Below are 16,113 nucleotides of genomic sequence, written 5' to 3'. Positions count from 1 at the left end.
TCGATCCTGAAATCAAGGCCCGCGAAATCTGGGAACCGCGACGGCATCAGAACGGGAAAACCCATGCCCGAGAACACGAGTACCCTCACGCGCCGCCAGTTGGGGCGGTACCTGCGCGAAGCGCGGGAGGCAGCGAAGTTGACTCTGAGTCAGGCGGCGAAGGTCATGGAGTGGGGCACAAGCACTCTCCAGCGGATCGAGGTCGGCGAAACGGCCAAGATCCGCATACACGACCTGGACAAGCTGATCAGTCTGTACGAGGTCGACGACCACTGGGCGGTCACCCTGCGTGCCATGGCGCAGCAGGCGGCAGTCAAGAGCTGGTATCACGAGTTCGGTTCGGTTATCCCCGAAGACTTCCGGCTGTATGTCGACATGGAATACAACGCCCGGATAGTGACGTCGTTCCAGCCGGATCTGGTACCTGGCCTGCTCCAGACTCGTCCCTATGCACGGGTCCTGACCAGCGACGCCTATCCCGATGACGACGAAGCCAAGCTCGGCGGCAGACTCGAGTTGAAGGCCCGGCGACAACGCGCCATCACACGTGATGTCAACCCGATCCAGTTCAACGTCATCCTCGGAGAAACTGTGTTGCGCAGAGTCATCGGAGGGCCGAAGGTAATGGCAAACCAGCTCGAGTACCTCGCCACAGCCAGCACCCGGCCCAACGTCTCCCTCCGGGTCCTTCCGTTCTCCGCGGGAATGCCGACGGGTCGTCAGACCGGTCCATTCGTGATCCTCGAGGCGAAGCTCGACAGCCGAGGCGATCCGGCCGAGCCGCCGACTGTGTACGGAGAGGGGTTCTCGACGGACATGTACACGGAGAAGTCGGACATCGTTGAAAGCTACGCATCCGCCTTCAGGATTCTCCAGCGAGCAGCGTTGGACGAGATGAGCAGCAGGCAACTGGTGCGTAATGCAGTAAGGGAGTATCTGTGAACGACGAACTACGCGAAGCGCTTTGGTTCAAGAGTAGTAAGAGCGGCGGCGGCAAGGAGTGTGTCGAAGCGGCGTTCCTGGTCGGGGGCCGGGTCGGTGTTCGTGACTCCAAGAATCCCGCTGGACCGGCGCATGTCTTCACCGCCGGTCAGTGGGATGCCTTCGTGGGCGCGGTCATGGCGGGGAAGTTCGATCTGTCCCGCGTCTGATCGATCGAAAGGGCGCCGAAATGCGCACCGGGCCCGGTCATTTCGACCGGGCCCGTACGTGGTGACCGCTTACCTGTGGCGTCCGCAGGCCTTGTGGTAGTCGATCACGGCCTGGCGGGCGGCCTTCAGGTCCTGCGCCTCCTGCGGGTTGGCCTGCCGCCACGCCTGCCGTTCGGCGCGGCGCTGGTCCTTGGGCAGGGTCTTCACCTTGGCGATCTCGGCGGCCACATCCGGATGCTGCGCGAGGTAGGCGGCCACCTTGGGGGCGGCGTCCGCGCGGGCAGCGGCCGCGGCCTGCGGGCTGCACTGCGGCGTGTCAGCGGAGGCGGTGCCCGGCACGGCCAGGGCGATGGCGGCCGCTCCGGCGGCGCCGACCAGGGCCGCGGCGAGGGTGCGTTTCATTCTCACTCCAGGTTCGTGGGTTGTGGTCCCACCGAATCTGCCCGCGAAAGCTGAAGGCGGCCTGAATCGACCGGCCATCTTCAGGTGATCTTCAGCCACACCCCGGCAACCCCGGTGATCACGGGCGAGCCGGCGGTGCGCTGCGTGGCAGGCGGAGGACGAAGACGGCTCCGGGCGTGCCGGGGGCGGGGTCGGCGCAGGTCAGGTCGCCGCCGTGCGCACGGGCCAGGCCGCGCGCGATGGCCAGGCCCAGACCCGATCCGTCGGGTCGATGGTGGCGGGCATGGTCGAGACGGACCAGGCGGTCGAAGATACGCTCGCGATCCCCGGCCGGAATGCCGGGGCCGCTGTCGGAGACGACGACGTCGACGGCATCGGCATACGCGCGCAGCTCGACGGTGACGCTGCCGTCGTCCTTCATGGCCTGGCAGGCATTGCTGCACAGGTTGGTGAGGATCTGGCTGATGCGCTCGGGATCGGCGGGCACGGTGGCCGCCTCGCCGGTGAGCCGGAATTCGGTGTGCGGGTGCAGCATTCGCATGCGGTCGAGATGCGGGGCGGTCAGCTCGGACAGGTCCACCGGTTCGAGCCGCAGCTGCAGACCGGCGTCGATACGGGCCAGGTCCAGCAGGTCGTCGACCAGGCGGCCCGCGCGCTGGGTCTCCCGGACCAGGAGCAGCAGCATGCGCTGGCGGTCCTCGGGATCGGTGTCCGCGGGCTGCTGGAACACCGCCTCGGCCAGCGAGCGCACGCCGGTGATGGGGGTGCGCAGTTCGTGAGCGGCGTCGCCGACGAACACCCGGATGCGCTGTTCGGAGGCGCGGGCGCGGGCCTCGGCGGCGGCGGTGTCGCGCAGCGCGCCCTCCAGAGCATCCAGCATCTCGTCGAAAGCGGCTGCGGTGCGGCCCAATTCGGTATCGGTGCGGGATGGTTCGAGGCGGCGGCCGAGGTGGCCGTGTGCGATATCGCGGGCCAGCCGGGTCATGGCGTCCAGGGGCGCGAGCGCACGGCGCACCCCGAACCAGAGCCCGAGCGAGATCACCGCGATGGCCCCGGTGGTGGCCAGGGCCAGCAGCAGTCCCAGCCGCGACTGCACCCGGGCGATCAGCGGCGTGTCCACCTGCAGGGTGAGCCGGCCGTCGTTGAGCGTTCCGGGCCCGGTGAGTTTGATGAGGCGGGTCTTGGTGGTGCTGTCCTCCGCCAGCCGGTGGTCGAGGCTGCCGAAGGTGCGTCCGTCGGGCAGTACCAGCCGGACCCGCACCGAATGCGTGTCCACCCGGGTGATCAGGTCCTCCGGCGAAACCCCTTCCTGCGCGAGCTGTCTGGCCAGCTGGGCGCGGTCGGTGAGCACGGTGTTCTCGCTGCGGGTCACCACCACCCCGAACAGCGCGTGCACGCTCAGCGCGACCAGCACCAGGACGACACCGGAAACCAGTGCGGCCGTGAGGGTTACGCGGCCGCGCAGCGAGACCGTCCTCACCGCGGCACCCGCAGCGTGTAGCCGAGGCCGCGCACGGTGTGCACCACCCGCTCACCGTGTTCCTCGAGTTTGCGGCGCAGCGCGCTCACGTGCACCTCGACCAGGTTGGGGTCGTAGTCCTCGTATCCCCAGACGGCCGTGAGGATCTGGGTCTTGGTGAGTACCCGGTCCCGCTGCGCGGCCAGGTAGGCCAGCAGCTTGAATTCGGTGGCGGTCAGGGTGAGCTCGTGCCCGGCCCGCCGCGCGCCACCGGCGTCCACGTCCACCTCGAGGTCGCCGATCATGATGCGGCTCTGGAGTTTTCCCATTCGCCGCAGCAGCGCGTCCACCCGCGCCACCAGTTCGACGAGGTCGAAGGGTTTCACCACGTAGTCGTCGGATCCGGCGCGCAGTCCGCGCACCCGGTCCTCGACGCCGTCGCGAGCGGTGAGCATGACCACGCCCGCCGCCGAGCGGGCCCGCACCGATTCCAGCAGGGCGAAGCCGTCGCGGCCGGGCAGCATCACATCGAGGACCACGACATCGGGCCGGAACTGGGCCAGGTCCTGTTCCAGCAGGCCGCCGTCCGCACGCGTGAGCACCTCGTGCCCCGCGGCGGACAGTCCGGCTCCTACCGCGGCCCGAATGGCCTCGGCGTCTTCGATGACAAGAATGCGTCCCGGTTGCACCCGGCAATTCTCAGGCCTGCGCCTGTGAATCCGCTGCGAACCGGGACGCTTCCCTGGTTCTAGTGCGGGACAGCCACGGCGGTGATGAATTCCGCCAGCTGCCTGTCGGTGATGTTCTTGGCGAGGTCGGACTCACAGATCATGCCGACCAATTGATTGCCCTTGCGCATGTCGAGCACCGGCATGCGCTTGATCTGGTTCTGCTCCATGACGTCCAGGACGGTACTCATATCCGTGTCGACATCGACCGACCAGACGCGGCCCTGGGCCAGATCACCGGCTCGGACCCGGCTGGGGTCGTGTCCCATGGCGACGCAGTGCACGACGATGTCACGGTCGGTGAGCATGCCGATCAGCGTGTCGCCCTCACAGATGGGGAGCGCGCCGACGTCCATGTTGCGCATCAGCTGAGCGGCGCGATCCAGGGTTTCATCAGCGGGGATGCATTCCGCACTCCGGTGCATGATGTCGCGAGCCTTCACTGCAACCTCCTGTCTCGGGATGGGTGTGCCAGGAGACATCGTGACCCCGATCACACCGGAAGGTCAATGCGCGTGTTTCTGAAGCGACCCGTGACCCGGCGCAACCGGCCGGTTCCCGGCACGCTCAGCCACACCACGAACGCCAGCAGACCGTCCAGAATCAGCGCCAGCGCGGCCACCAGGATCGCGCCCACGAGCACCTTGTCGTAGCGGTAGAGGCTGATGCCGTCGAAGATGTAGCGGCCCAGCCCGCCCAGATTCACGTACGCGGCGATGGTCGCGGTCGCCACCACCTGCAGGGTGGCCGCGCGCACGCCGCTGAGCAGCACCGGCATGGCATTGGGCAGCTCGACCCGCAGCAGCACCCGGGGTTCGCTCATGCCCACGGCCCGCGAGGCGTCGACCACGATCGGGTCCACATTCGCGATGCCCGCGTACGCGCCCGCCAGCAGCGGCGGAATGCCGACGGTGAGCAGCGCCAGCAGCGGCGGGGTCAGGCCCAGACCCATGAGCAGCACCACGAAGGTCAGCACGCCCAAGGTCGGCAGCGCGCGCATGGAGTTGGCGAAGCCGACGATCAGGGCCGACCCGCGGCGGGTGTGCCCGATCAGCAGGCCGATCGGCACCGCGATCACGGCCGACAGGCCCACGGCCAGCAGGCTGTACCAGAGGTGTTCGAGAATGCGGCGTCCGATGCCGGCCGGGCCGGACCAGTTCGCGCCGTCGGTGAGGAAGTGCCAGGCATCCAGGAAGAGGTTCATGCCGCACGCCCTTTCAGCCACGGCGTCGCCACCCGGCCGACCAGGTACAGCAGGCGGTCCACGATCAGGGCCAGCACCAGCACCACGATGATGCCCGCGACGATCTCATCCGGATAGTCGCGCTGATAGCCCTGGGTGAACAGCTTGCCGAGCCCGCCGACGCCGATCAGCGCGCCGACGGTCACCATCGAGATATTGGTGACGGCCACGACCCGCAGGTTGGCCATGAAAACCGGTAGGGCGAGCGGGAAGTCGACGGTGAGCACCCGCCGCCAGCGCGGGTAGCCGATGGCGTCGGCGGCGTCGAGGGTGTCGGCGGGCACCGAATCCAGGGCGGTGGGGACCGCCGTGATGAGCAGCGCCACCGAGTAGATGGTCAGCGCGATAACCACATTCAGCGGATCGATGACGCCGAGGCCCAGCAGCGGCGGAAGAATGACGAACAGCGCCAGCGACGGAATCGTGTACGCGACACTGGCGGCCGTGGTGGTGACCCGCCGCAGCCAGCGCGCCCGATGCGCCAGCGCGCCCGCCGGGATCGCGATCACCAGGCCCAGCAGTAGCGGCAGCAGCGCCAGATACAGATGGGTGCGGGCGTATCCGGCGATCTCGTCGAAATTGTCGAGGAGGTACCTCACCGGGGCTCCTCGAAGAAGACCCGATTGCGTTCGGCCTCCTCGGCGGTGCGCTGCCGGTGCAGCTGCTCCAGCACGTCGCGCGCGTAGATCGCGCCCACCGCCGCCCCGGAATCATCCACCGCCACACCGATTTCCGAGGGCGAGGAGATGGCGGAGTCGAGCGCCTGGCGCAGATCGCCGTCCTGCGGGAAGAGCGAGCCGCCCGCGGCCATGCTGTCGGTCAGCGCGTGCCCGGCGCGCACGCCCTCCACGCCGGTGGTGTCGATCCAGCCCATGGGCCGCTTGGCCCGGTCGATGACCAGCCGCCATTCGCCCAGCTCCAGCCGGACGCCGGGCACCTCCTCCGGCGTGACCGTCGAGAGTTCGTGCAGCGGAACGGCATCGGCCGCCCGGAAGGACAGCTCCCGGTAGCCGCGGTCGCGGCCCACGAAGCCGGCCACGAAGTCGGTGGCGGGCTGGGCGAGTACGGTCCGCGGCACATCGTGCTGCTGGAGGTAGCCGCCGGGGCCGAAGACGGCGATGTGGTCGCCGAGCTTGATGGCCTCGTCGATATCGTGGGTGACGAAGACGATGGTCTTGTGCAGTTCGGCCTGCAGCCGCAGCATCTCGTTCTGGAGTTCGGTGCGGACCACCGGGTCGACGGCGCTGAACGGTTCGTCCATCAGCAGGATCGGCGGGTCCGCGGCCAGCGCCCGGGCCACGCCCACGCGCTGCTGCTGGCCACCCGACAGCTGCGCCGGATAGCGTTGCGCCAGGCCACGATCCAGCCCGACCCGGTCCATCACCTCGAGCGCCGCCCGGCGGGCCGCGCGACGCGACTGCCCGCGCAGCACCGGCACGGTGGCCACATTGTCGACCACGGTGCGGTGCGGCAGCAGGCCCGCGTTCTGGATCACGTAGCCGATGCCGAGCCGCAGCTCGACCGGATTGCTGTGCGAGATGTCCCGCCCGCCAACGGTGATGGTGCCCGTGGTGGGGCCGATCATGCGGTTGATCATGCGCATGGAGGTGGTCTTGCCGCAGCCGGACGGCCCGACGAACACGGTGAACGACCCGGATTCGATGCGCAGGTCGAGGTCGTGGACGGCGGTGGTGCCGTCCGGATACGTCTTGCTGACGCCGGTGAATTCGATGTCGGACACCGTGCTCGGCCCTCCCTAGGCGATCGGCTTGTCGAGCCCCTGCGCGGCCACCCACTGCTTGGCGGCGGCGGCCGGTTCGGTCTTGCTGCTGCCGGAGACGGCGGTATTGAGCGAGATGAGTTCGGCGGTGGTCAGTTTCGCCGAGACCGCGTCGAGCACCTTCGTCAGCTTGTCGCTCTTCTTGGCGGTGTTGTAGAGCGGCGCCACGTTCTGCGGCGGGAAGTTGTGCTTCGGGTCGGTCAGCACCACCAGGTTGTTGGCGGCGATGGCGGGGGAGGTGGTGAAGATGTCGGCCGCGGTGACCTGGCCCTCGGTCAGCGCCTTCACGGTGGCGGGGCCGCCGCCGTCGGCGATCGGCACGAAGTTCGCGGCCGCGATGTCCAGGCCGTAGTTCTTCTTCAGGCCGGGCAGGCCGCCGGGGCGCTCGGAGAACTCCGCGGGCGCGGCCAATTTCACCTCGGCCGAGTGCGCGGCCAGGTCGGCGATGCTCGTCAGGTTCCACTTGTCGGCGGTGGCCTTGGTGACCACGACGGCGTCGGAGTCCTCACCGGGCGCAGGGGTGCCGATGGCGAGCTGATCGCCGAGCGCCTTGGTCAGTGCCGCGTTCACCTCGTCCGGGGTGGTGGCGGTGCTCGACTTGTCCAGGTACTGCAGCAGATTGCCGGTGTAGTCCGGGATGAGGGTGATGGCGCACTGCTTCAGCGCGGGGACGTAGGCTTCCCGGCTGCCGATATTGAGCTTGGTGTCGATACCGAAACCGTTGGTGCGCAAGGCTTCCGCGTAGACATCGGCCACCGTCTCGGATTCCGGGAAGTTGGCCGAGCCGACAGTCACTTTGTTGGCGTCGCTGCCGCAGTCGCCGCCACCGCCGAGCGGATTGGACTTGGTGCCGCCACAGGCGGACAGCGCCATGGCCGCGGCCAGCGCCACCGACGCGGCCAGAATTCGGAGTACGGTCCGGGCGGTGCGCCTGCCGTCGGCGCGGGTGGTGATGAGCGAGTGCACTGTCGTCCTTCCGAGCGGGGTGCCTGCGCGGGCGGGGCGGATTCCACCCCTGAAACAGACTCAACTGTCCATATTGCCCGGCTGTTCCTGCGAACGTTGCCTACCTGTGGTCGGTTTCGTGCATTTGGCGGATACGGTCGAGCCATCCTGCCGGGTCGTTTCCAGCGGCGGAACCTCTCGGCTCGAGCTGCGCGGAACTCCGCGGTGCGCTCATGCGCGGGTCGGTTTCGCACCGGGGAGGGGTGGGGCGGCAGACTGTTGCGCGTGTCCGGCACAGACTCCTCCGCACCGCGCGCCCTCCGCCGTCGCACCCGCTCGCTCCGCCTCGCGCGACGGCCCCGCCTCGGGTCGGCGCTGCTGGTCGTCGCGGTCGCCGCGGCCGCGGTGGCCTGCGGCAGCTCGGGCACCGGACCGGTATTGACGGTGGGAGCGGGGAATTCGGCGGAATCGATGATGATCGCCGAGATCTATGCGGGCGCGCTGACCCGCACCGGACTGCACACCCGGGTCGAGGATCGGATCGGACAGCGCACCGATCTGCTCGCGGCCCTCGACGCCGACCGGATCGCGCTGTTCGGCGATGTCAGCGGAGATCTGCTGACCGCCCTGGACTCCACCGCGACCGCCACCAAACCGGACGAGGTGAATGCGGCTCTGTCCAAGGCGCTTCCGGAGGGCGTCGTCGACTCCGATGCCGCCGACGGCACCGACCTGCGCCCCACCGTGGTCGCCGCCGCCGCCCGCCCCGACGGCCTGCCGACCTCGCTGAAGGACCTGGGCGCGCGCTGCGCCGAGCTCACCATCGGCATCGACACCGGTGCGCCGCTGGACGCCCTGCGCGCCCCGCTCGACCCGCAACGCGACGTCCTGGACCCGCTGCGCACCGTCTATCACTGCGCGATCACCCACCCGGTCACCTTCGATTCCGATACCGACCTGCGAAAAGCCCTCTCAGACGGGGAAATCCAGCTGGCCGTCCTCCCCGGCCCGCCCGCCTTCCTCCCCGACGGCGGCGCCGACCTCGCCCCACTCGCCGACCCCGACTACGCCTTCCGCGCCGCCATGGTCCTCCCGGTCATCCGCAAATCCGCCCTGACCGACCAGCAACTCCGCAAACTCAACTATGTCGCCGGCGAACTCACCACCACCGACCTGGCCGACATGATCCACCAGGTCCACGACCAGGGCGCCGTCCCCGCCGCCGTCGCCCGGGTCTGGCTCGACGCGCACGCCCTGTGACCCCCGTCCGGTCGTGAATCCATAACACCTCGGCGTCCCCTGCGTCGCAACCGGTTTCGCTCGCCTACCGTGGATGGATCGGGGGCAGCTTCCCACGGCGGTACGGAACCGGATACGACTGTGAACCCACCAGGCGGCGGGCATCTGGGCGATTGGCCCTGGCCTACGGGGACTTTCATGGAACGGCTGTGCGCGCGCAGCCGCCAGGACCTGCTCCAGCTCGGCGTGCAGACCTACTGCCCGCCGGGCACCGTGCTCATGCGCCAGGGCGAACCCGGCACCACGGTGTACCTGCTGCGCTCGCGGGATCGCACGCTGTCGGCCTGCGTGAAGATCACCGCGGCCGACGGCAAGCTCTTCGCGATCCGGGTCAGCGGCGACGTGATCGGCGAACTGGGTGCGCTGGTACCGGATTCGCCACGGTCCAATACCGCGACGGTGTGCACCGCCACCATCGCGCACCGCATTCCGGGATCGGTGTTCATGGCGTTCCTGGAATCCCATCCGGACGGTTCGCTGGTGCTGTGCCGCTCGCTGGCGGATCGGCTGGCCTGGTCCGATCAGCGGCGCCTGGACTTCGGCGGCTGCCACGTGCACATCCGGCTCGCCCGCCTGCTGGTCGAATTCGTCGAATCCTGCGGGCGGCGTGTGGAAGCGGGGTGGGAGATCACCGTGCGACTGTCCTACGAGGAGCTCGGCAATCTCGTCGGCGCGGGTGTGGACGCGGTGGGGCTGGCCATGCGCGAGATGCGGGAGGCCGACCTGGTGCGCCTGAACAACCGGCACGTCCACGTCCGGGATCTCGAAAAACTGCGTCGATTCGCGGAATTGGATGAATGATTCCCGAAATCCTGCTGAGAGACCTGATTTTTCAGGCGTTCGTACACCCGCACCGTGTCACCCTCGAGGAGTCTCCCCATCATGGATCTGGGGCAAAACCCTCGGGAGGTGTGACCGATGTCGGCACCCGAAATACCGTCCGGATGTACAGCGGTCGACGAGCTCTATCGCGCACTGACCCTTGTCCACAGCTCAGTGGCGGCCGCGCTCATCGTCGCCGCCGTGACGGGGCGGTGGCCGGACCGGGACGAGCCGGCCATCGCGTTCGCGGTCAGAGTCCGTTAGGTTCCCGCGTCACTGCCGCAGGGCCGCAGCGAGATCCGCGTTGAGGGCCAGGGCCGGGAGGGAGGCGACGAGCATGTCGACCAGGGCCTCCCGGGTGATGGGTTCCTCGCGGAGCCAGGTCAGGGTGGTTTCCTCGACGAAGGCGATCCAGCCGCGAACGGCCAGGCCCAGGCGGGGGCGGTCGGGGTCGTCGGCGGGGATGGGGGCCTCGGCGATGATGCGGTCCACCAGGGCCATCCGGGTGGCGTCGACCAGGGCGACCAGTTCGGGGCTGGCGCTGGCCGGGCCGCGGAGCAGGGCCAGGTAGGACGTGCGGTTCTCGGTGACGTAGTCGATGTAGCGCTCGACCGAGTCGCGGAGCATGTCGAACAGCGCCAGCGTCGGGTCGGGCGAGGTGCGTTCCAGCAGTTCGGCATTGGCGTGCTGGATGATCGCCAGGTGGAAATCCTGCTTGGTGGGGAAATAGTGGAACAGTAGGCCGCGCGAGATGCCGGCCTGCTCGGCGATCTCGCCGATGGAGATGTCGTCCAGGGCACGTTCACCCAGCATGCGGGCGCCGAGTGTGATCAACTGCTCGCGACGTTCGGCGGGGCTCAGGCGCACGCGTTTGCCCCGGCTGTCCGGTCTGCTGCTCACGGCGCGCTCCTTGGTCATCGGTCCAACGTCAGGCCATCTTGTCATGTCTCAGGTCTTACTGAACGTGAGTCAATACTGTTGACTCCCGCTCAATAAGACCCTACGCTCGGATACATGAGTCGCAAGGTTACAGACAAAGCTGTCGGCAACCGGCCGGTCCGGCACTCCCGCGTGATCATCGTCGGCAGCGGGTTCTCGGGCCTGGGCCTGGCCATCCGGCTGAGCCAGCAGGGGCGCACCGATTACCTCGTGCTGGAGCGTGGCAGCGATGTCGGCGGCACCTGGCGCGACAACACCTACCCGGGCGCGGCCTGCGACGTGCCCTCCCAGCTGTACTCCTACTCGTTCGCGCTCAACCCGGAGTGGTCCCGCTCGTTCTCCAAGCAGCCGGAGATCCAGCGCTACATCCAGGGCGTCGCCGACAAGTACGGCGTGCGCGACCGGCACATCTTCGACTGCGAGATGACCGGCGCCCGGTGGAACGCCGAAGACGCCCGCTGGGAGATTCAGACCAGCCAGGGCCCCTTCACCGCCGACATCCTGGTCTCCGCCGTCGGCGCGCTCTGCGAGCCCAACCTGCCGGACATCAAGGGCATCAACGACTTCCAGGGCGAGATCTTCCACTCCGCCCGCTGGAACCACGACTCCGACCTGACCGGCAAGCGCGTCGCCGTCATCGGCACCGGCGCCTCCGCCATCCAGATCGTCCCCAGCATCGCCGGCCAGGTCGCGCGCCTGGACGTGTACCAGCGCACCGCGCCCTGGCTGCTGCCCCGCGTGGACCGCGAGTACCTGGCCCCGGAGAAGTTCGCGCTCAAGCACATTCCCGCGCTGCGCAGCCTCTACCGCGCCGGGATCTACGCCGCCCGCGAGACCCAGGTGGTCGGGCTGGCCAAGTTCCCGCCCGCCATGCTCGGCCTCGAGGCCATCGCCCGCGCCAAGCTGTTCGCCGAGGTACGCGATCCGGAGCTGCGCCGCAAGGTCACCCCGAACTTCCGCATCGGCTGCAAGCGCATGCTGATCTCCAACGAGTACTACCCGGCGCTGAGCCGCGACAATGTCGACGTGGTGACCGACGGGATCAAGGAGATCCGTCCGGGCTCCATCGTCACCAAGGACGGCACCGAGCGCGAGGTCGACGCCATCATCGTGGCCACCGGCTTCCACGTCACCGACTCGCCGGTCTACGACACCGTCACCGGCCGCGACGGCCGCACGCTCTCCGAGGTCTTCGACACCATCGGCCAGCAGGGCTACAAGGGCTCGGCCATCAACAACTACCCCAACATGTTCTTCATGTTGGGCCCGAACGTGGGCCTGGGGCACACCTCGATGGTGTTCATGCTGGAATCGCAGATCAACTACATCTCCGACGCCATCGCGCAGTTCGACAAGCTGCGCCTGCGGACCGTCGAGGTCCGCAAGGACGTGCAGGACGAATACAACGCCGGCCTGCAGCGCAAACTGGAAGGTGCGGTGTGGAGCACCGGCGGCTGCGCCTCCTGGTATCTCGACAAGCACGGCAACAACACCACACTGTGGCCGGACTTCACCTTCCGGTTCCGCACTCTGCTCGAGCACTTCGATGTCTCGGCGTACGACACGACCACCGAGCCTGTCGCACAGGCCGACTAGTCACCCAACCCGGACAACCGAAGGCGGTAACCGTGAGCAATGACGCTTACTTCAAGGACAAGGTCTGCGTGATCACCGGCGCGGGTTCCGGCATCGGCCGCGCCCTGGCGGAGAACCTGGCCCGGCGCGGCGCGCACCTGGCACTGTCCGACATCGACGCCGAGGGCCTCGCCGAAACCGTGCGACGCTGTGAGAAATACGGCGTCAAGGTCAAATCCGACCGGCTCAACGTGGCCGAGCGCGAGGCCGTGCTGCTCTACGCCGATGAGGTGAAGAAGGACTTCGGCAAGGTCAACCAGATCTACAACAATGCCGGCATCGCCCACCACGGCGATGTGCTCGACACCGCCTTCAAGGACATCGAGCGCATCATGGACGTCGACTTCTGGGGCGTCGTCAACGGCACCAAGGCGTTCCTGCCGTTCCTCATCGAATCCGGCGACGGCCACGTGGTCAACGTGTCCAGCCTCTTCGGCCTGATCGCGGTCCCCGGCCAGAGTGCCTACAACTCGGCCAAATTCGCGGTCCGCGGCTTCACCGAGGCGCTGCGCCAGGAAATGCTCATGAACGGCACCCCGGTCAAGGTGACCTGCGTGCACCCCGGCGGCATCAAGACCGCCGTCGCCCGCAATGCCACCGTCGCCGAGGGCCTCAACCAGAAGAACGTGGCCGCCCTCTTCGACAGCAAGCTGGCCCTGCACACCCCGGAAATGGCCGCGCAGACCATTACCGAGGCCGTCCGCAAGGGCCACGGCCGGGTGCTCATCGGCTGGGAGGCCAAGGCCCTCGACCTGTTCGTACGCACCACCGCCTCGTACTACCAGCGCATCTCCGCCGTGGTGCAGAAGCGCTTCCAGCCGTAAGCCAGAGACGAATAGAGGACGCTCGGTCATGCCCGATGTGACACTGCCGTTGCCCATCGTCCGCGCCGCGTTGAATCCGCTCTTCCGGATCGTGCTCAACCGCCGGCTGCCGTTCAGTGTCCAACGGGCGCTGATGGATTGGGGCTCGGTGGCGCAGCGCCCGCCGCGGGGCACCCACGTGGAGCACGTCGAACTCGGTGGCCGCCCGGCCGAACGCGTGACGGTCGGGCCGGTCTCCGACAACGCCACCGTGCTGTACCTGCACGGCGGCGGTTACACCGTCTGCTCGCCGGCCACGCACCGGTCGCTGGCGGCCTATCTGGCGCGGGAAACCGGTTGCGCCGTCCAGGTTCTGGACTACCGGCTGGCTCCCGAGCACCCGTTTCCGGCGGCGCTCGACGATGCCGAGGCGGCCTTCCTGGACCTGGTGGCCGCCGGATACCGGCCGGAACATATTGCGGTGGCCGGTGATTCGGCCGGCGGCGGCCTCTCGCTGGCGCTGGCGCTGCGGCTGCGCGACCGGCACCGGCTGGTTCCGGCCGCACTCGGCCTGATCGCGCCCTGGGCCGACCCGAACGAGCTACCGGTCCGGAACCGCGATCTGGTCATCAACAAGCCGTGGTCGCGGGCCTGTGCCGCCGCCTATCTGGGTGCGGGCGACTGCACCGACACCGGGTACGCGCCGCTGCTCGCCGACCTGTCCGGGCTGCCGCCCACCTATGTCCAGGCCGACGTGGACGAATTGCTGCACGCCCAGTGCACGCGGCTGGTCGCGCAGCTGCGGGCGGTCGGGGTGCCGGCCGAGTTCACCGAGACCCGGGGACTGTGGCACGTCGCCCAGTTGCAGGCGAGCCTCGTGGCCCCCGCCGCGGCCGTGACCGTCGAGCTCGGACAGTTCCTCCGGCACGCCCTTCGACCAGCGCAGAGCCGGTCAATAGGATAGGGAAAAGACATAACGCGGGACCGTCCGATCACTGGTTCGGGCGGTCCGCCGGGAGTTACCTGTGAGCGTGGCGTAGATTACCCGCCAGTAAACCCACTGTGGAAGGGCAGCGATGCGAGAGTTCGAAGTCCCGGCTACCTACACCATTCCGGAGAACGCCAACATGTCGGACGGCGCGTTCCGGCATGCGGAGAAGACGCCCAACCTGGTCGTCTTCAATACCCCGGATGGCAAGGGCGGCTGGAACGACGTCACGGCGGCGACGTTCGCGAAGACCGTGACCGAGGTGGCCAAGGGCCTGGTGGCCTCCGGCGTCGAACTCGGTGACCGCGTCGCCATCATGGCCCAGACCAGCTACGAGTGGGTCGTGCTCGACTTCGCCATCTGGGCGGCCGGCGGCTGCACCGTCGCCATCTACGACTCCTCCTCCGCCGAGCAGGCGCGCTGGATCCTCGAGGACTCGGCCACCAAGCTCACCGTCGTCCAGAACGACAAGCACCGCGCCACCATCGCGGAAATCGAAGGCGGACTGGGCAATCTGAAGGAAGTCCTGCAGATCGACAAGGGCGCCATCGCCGACCTCGTCGCCCGTGGCACCGACCTCGACGACGCCGTCGTGCACGAGCGCCGCGCCCAGGTGAAGGCCGCCTCCCCGGCGACCCTCATCTACACCTCCGGCACCACCGGCCGGCCCAAGGGCGTCATGCTCTCGCACGCCAACCTGTACGCCGAGTCGGCCGCCGACCGCTCCGCCATGAGCGAGTTCCTGCTGCCCGGCCGCAAGTCGCTGCTGTTCCTGCCGCTGGCCCACGTCTTCGCCCGCGCGGTCGCGCTGGCCGCCTTCGACGCCGGTGTCACCGTGGCCCACACCGCCGACTGGTCCACCCTGGTCGAGCAGTTCGGGCAGTACAAGCCGAACTTCATCCTCTCGGTGCCGCGCGTCTTCGAGAAGGTGTTCAACGGCGCCAAGCAGAAGGCGCACGACGGCGGCAAGGGCAAGATCTTCGACTACGCCACCGAGATCGCCATCCAGTACAGCGAGTCGCTGGAGAACGGCGGCCCGAACATCGTGCTCAAGCTGCAGCACATGGTGTTGGACAAGCTGGTCTTCTCCAAGCTGCGCGAGGCCATGGGCGGTCAGTGCGAGTCCGCCGTCTCCGGCGGCGGCCCGCTGGGCGCGCGCCTGGGCCACTACTTCCGCGGCGCCGGCGTCACCATCTACGAGGGCTACGGCCTCACCGAATCCACCGCCGCCGTCAGCGTGAACACCCCCAAGTACATCAAGGTCGGTTCGGTCGGCCGCCCGCTGCCCGGCCACGGCGCCAAGGTCGCCGAGGACGGCGAGCTGCTCATCCGTGGTCCGGTCGTGTTCGGCGGCTACTGGAACAACCCCGAGGCCAGCGCCGACGCCTTCGACGCCGACGGCTGGTTCAAGACCGGTGACCTCGGCGCCATCGACGAGCAGGGCTTCGTCTCGATCACCGGCCGCAAGAAGGAAATCCTGGTCACCGCCGGCGGCAAGAACGTCTCCCCGGCCATGCTCGAGGACTCGCTGCGCCAGAACGCGCTGATCAGTCAGGTCATGGTGGTCGGCGACGGGCAGCCCTTCATCGGCGCCCTCGTCACCCTCGACCCGGAAGCCCTGCCGGCGTGGAAGGCGCGCAACGGGATTCCCGCCGACACCCCGATCGAGCACGTCATCGAGAACCCGGCCCTGGTCGGCGAGATCAATGACGCGGTCGCGGCCACCAACAAGCTGGTGTCGCACGCCGAGGCGATCAAGAAGGTCCGCATCCTGCCGGTCGACTGGACCCAGGAGGGTGGCGAGCTCACCCCGAAGCTGTCGCTGAAGCGTGCCGTCGTCATGAAGCAGTACGCGGCCGACGTGGACGCGATCTACAACTCCTGATCGGCTCCGGAGACATCCGGAAAGGCAAGGGGCC

At 68.3% G+C, this 16,113-nt stretch carries 18 protein-coding genes; 9 read left to right on the top strand and 9 right to left on the bottom strand.

The features are described from left to right. Window positions 1–63: 63 nt before the first annotated feature. Both ACFXHE_RS04720 and ACFXHE_RS04715 read left to right on the top strand, forming a co-directional pair. Window positions 64–942: a helix-turn-helix domain-containing protein gene (locus tag ACFXHE_RS04720; RefSeq protein ID WP_379379776.1), complete on the top strand. Its 879-nt coding sequence runs from the start codon at window positions 64–66 to the stop codon at window positions 940–942. Continuing rightward, window positions 939–1,151 carry a DUF397 domain-containing protein gene (locus ACFXHE_RS04715; protein WP_379379774.1) on the top strand — a complete coding sequence of 71 codons (213 nt, stop codon included), beginning with the start codon at window positions 939–941 and terminating at the stop codon, window positions 1,149–1,151. Before ACFXHE_RS04720 ends, ACFXHE_RS04715 begins: the two co-directional genes overlap by 4 nt. A gap of 69 nt (window positions 1,152–1,220) precedes the next feature. Here the strand turns inward: ACFXHE_RS04715 and ACFXHE_RS04710 are convergent, their stop codons facing one another. The 8 genes from ACFXHE_RS04710 to ACFXHE_RS04675 all read right to left on the bottom strand — a co-directional run bounded on the left by ACFXHE_RS04710 (window position 1,221) and on the right by ACFXHE_RS04675 (window position 7,636). After that, the gene (locus ACFXHE_RS04710; RefSeq protein ID WP_379379772.1) at window positions 1,221–1,553 is read right to left on the bottom strand and encodes a hemophore-related protein; all 333 of its coding nucleotides are present in this window, start codon (window positions 1,551–1,553) and stop codon (window positions 1,221–1,223) included. A gap of 118 nt (window positions 1,554–1,671) precedes the next feature. Then, window positions 1,672–3,033 carry a sensor histidine kinase gene (locus ACFXHE_RS04705; RefSeq protein WP_379379770.1) on the bottom strand — a complete coding sequence of 454 codons (1,362 nt, stop codon included), beginning with the start codon at window positions 3,031–3,033 and terminating at the stop codon, window positions 1,672–1,674. Next, complete coding sequence (locus tag ACFXHE_RS04700; protein WP_379379768.1) at window positions 3,030–3,701, bottom strand: response regulator transcription factor; 672 nt, start codon at window positions 3,699–3,701, stop codon at window positions 3,030–3,032. Before ACFXHE_RS04700 ends, ACFXHE_RS04705 begins: the two co-directional genes overlap by 4 nt. Window positions 3,702–3,760: 59 nt before the next feature. Beyond that, window positions 3,761–4,183, bottom strand: coding sequence for a CBS domain-containing protein (locus ACFXHE_RS04695; RefSeq protein WP_379379766.1), 423 nt, complete (start codon window positions 4,181–4,183; stop codon window positions 3,761–3,763). 50 nt (window positions 4,184–4,233) lie between these two features. Further along, a complete protein-coding gene (locus tag ACFXHE_RS04690; protein WP_379379764.1) occupies window positions 4,234–4,944 on the bottom strand; it encodes an ABC transporter permease in 711 nt (236 codons plus the stop codon). After that, entirely contained in the window at window positions 4,941–5,582 is a 642-nt protein-coding gene (locus ACFXHE_RS04685) for an ABC transporter permease (protein WP_379379762.1), read from the bottom strand. Before ACFXHE_RS04685 ends, ACFXHE_RS04690 begins: the two co-directional genes overlap by 4 nt. Beyond that, window positions 5,579–6,724 (bottom strand): ABC transporter ATP-binding protein, encoded by a 1,146-nt coding sequence (locus tag ACFXHE_RS04680; RefSeq protein ID WP_379379760.1) that lies wholly within the window; start codon window positions 6,722–6,724, stop codon window positions 5,579–5,581. Before ACFXHE_RS04680 ends, ACFXHE_RS04685 begins: the two co-directional genes overlap by 4 nt. Before the next feature lie 15 nt (window positions 6,725–6,739). Beyond that, window positions 6,740–7,636, bottom strand: a complete 897-nt coding sequence (locus ACFXHE_RS04675; RefSeq protein WP_379380407.1) for an ABC transporter substrate-binding protein — start codon at window positions 7,634–7,636, stop codon at window positions 6,740–6,742. A gap of 357 nt (window positions 7,637–7,993) precedes the next feature. Between ACFXHE_RS04675 and ACFXHE_RS04670 the strand changes: the two genes are divergently transcribed. From ACFXHE_RS04670 to ACFXHE_RS04660, 3 genes are all read left to right on the top strand, one after another. After that, on the top strand, window positions 7,994–8,968 hold the full coding sequence (locus tag ACFXHE_RS04670; RefSeq protein WP_379379758.1) for a glycine betaine ABC transporter substrate-binding protein: 975 nt from the start codon (window positions 7,994–7,996) through the stop codon (window positions 8,966–8,968). A 177-nt stretch (window positions 8,969–9,145) separates the two neighbouring features. Further along, window positions 9,146–9,808, top strand: coding sequence for a Crp/Fnr family transcriptional regulator (locus ACFXHE_RS04665; RefSeq protein ID WP_379379756.1), 663 nt, complete (start codon window positions 9,146–9,148; stop codon window positions 9,806–9,808). Between the two features lie 117 nt (window positions 9,809–9,925). Then, window positions 9,926–10,093 carry a hypothetical protein gene (locus ACFXHE_RS04660; protein ID WP_379379754.1) on the top strand — a complete coding sequence of 56 codons (168 nt, stop codon included), beginning with the start codon at window positions 9,926–9,928 and terminating at the stop codon, window positions 10,091–10,093. A gap of 9 nt (window positions 10,094–10,102) precedes the next feature. Here the strand turns inward: ACFXHE_RS04660 and ACFXHE_RS04655 are convergent, their stop codons facing one another. Beyond that, window positions 10,103–10,729 carry a TetR/AcrR family transcriptional regulator gene (locus ACFXHE_RS04655; protein ID WP_379379753.1) on the bottom strand — a complete coding sequence of 209 codons (627 nt, stop codon included), beginning with the start codon at window positions 10,727–10,729 and terminating at the stop codon, window positions 10,103–10,105. A gap of 114 nt (window positions 10,730–10,843) precedes the next feature. On the opposite strand from ACFXHE_RS04655, the gene ACFXHE_RS04650 reads away from it, so the two are divergent. The 4 genes from ACFXHE_RS04650 (at window position 10,844) to ACFXHE_RS04635 (ending at window position 16,079) form a co-directional block, all read left to right on the top strand. Continuing rightward, a complete protein-coding gene (locus ACFXHE_RS04650) occupies window positions 10,844–12,364 on the top strand; it encodes a flavin-containing monooxygenase (protein WP_379379751.1) in 1,521 nt (506 codons plus the stop codon). Window positions 12,365–12,396: 32 nt separating this feature from the next. Further along, window positions 12,397–13,227 carry an SDR family NAD(P)-dependent oxidoreductase gene (locus ACFXHE_RS04645; protein WP_379379749.1) on the top strand — a complete coding sequence of 277 codons (831 nt, stop codon included), beginning with the start codon at window positions 12,397–12,399 and terminating at the stop codon, window positions 13,225–13,227. Between the two features lie 28 nt (window positions 13,228–13,255). Further along, window positions 13,256–14,170, top strand: coding sequence for an alpha/beta hydrolase (locus ACFXHE_RS04640; RefSeq protein ID WP_379379747.1), 915 nt, complete (start codon window positions 13,256–13,258; stop codon window positions 14,168–14,170). A 112-nt stretch (window positions 14,171–14,282) separates the two neighbouring features. Further along, the gene (locus tag ACFXHE_RS04635) at window positions 14,283–16,079 is read left to right on the top strand and encodes an AMP-dependent synthetase/ligase (RefSeq protein ID WP_379379745.1); all 1,797 of its coding nucleotides are present in this window, start codon (window positions 14,283–14,285) and stop codon (window positions 16,077–16,079) included. Window positions 16,080–16,113 lie beyond the last annotated feature (34 nt).

The organism is Nocardia sp. NPDC059229 (assembly GCF_042754165.1).
In the GTDB taxonomy this organism is placed as follows: Bacteria; Actinomycetota; Actinomycetes; order Mycobacteriales; family Mycobacteriaceae; genus Nocardia.
This window is presented reverse-complemented; position numbering and strand designations above follow the sequence as displayed.

What these genes read in the sequence shown, in the direction of transcription:
- ACFXHE_RS04710 (WP_379379772.1), bottom strand. Translation starts at nt 1,553, where the DNA reads ATGAAACGCACCCTCGCCGCGGCCCTGGTCGGCGCCGCCGGAGCGGCC.
- ACFXHE_RS04690 (WP_379379764.1), bottom strand. Translation starts at nt 4,944, where the DNA reads ATGAACCTCTTCCTGGATGCCTGGCACTTCCTCACCGACGGCGCGAAC.
- ACFXHE_RS04640 (WP_379379747.1), top strand. Translation starts at nt 13,256, where the DNA reads ATGCCCGATGTGACACTGCCGTTGCCCATCGTCCGCGCCGCGTTGAAT.
- ACFXHE_RS04650 (WP_379379751.1), top strand. Translation starts at nt 10,844, where the DNA reads ATGAGTCGCAAGGTTACAGACAAAGCTGTCGGCAACCGGCCGGTCCGG.
- ACFXHE_RS04660 (WP_379379754.1), top strand. Translation starts at nt 9,926, where the DNA reads ATGTCGGCACCCGAAATACCGTCCGGATGTACAGCGGTCGACGAGCTC.
- ACFXHE_RS04635 (WP_379379745.1), top strand. Translation starts at nt 14,283, where the DNA reads ATGCGAGAGTTCGAAGTCCCGGCTACCTACACCATTCCGGAGAACGCC.
- ACFXHE_RS04675 (WP_379380407.1), bottom strand. Translation starts at nt 7,636, where the DNA reads ATGGCGCTGTCCGCCTGTGGCGGCACCAAGTCCAATCCGCTCGGCGGT.
- ACFXHE_RS04720 (WP_379379776.1), top strand. Translation starts at nt 64, where the DNA reads ATGCCCGAGAACACGAGTACCCTCACGCGCCGCCAGTTGGGGCGGTAC.
- ACFXHE_RS04665 (WP_379379756.1), top strand. Translation starts at nt 9,146, where the DNA reads ATGGAACGGCTGTGCGCGCGCAGCCGCCAGGACCTGCTCCAGCTCGGC.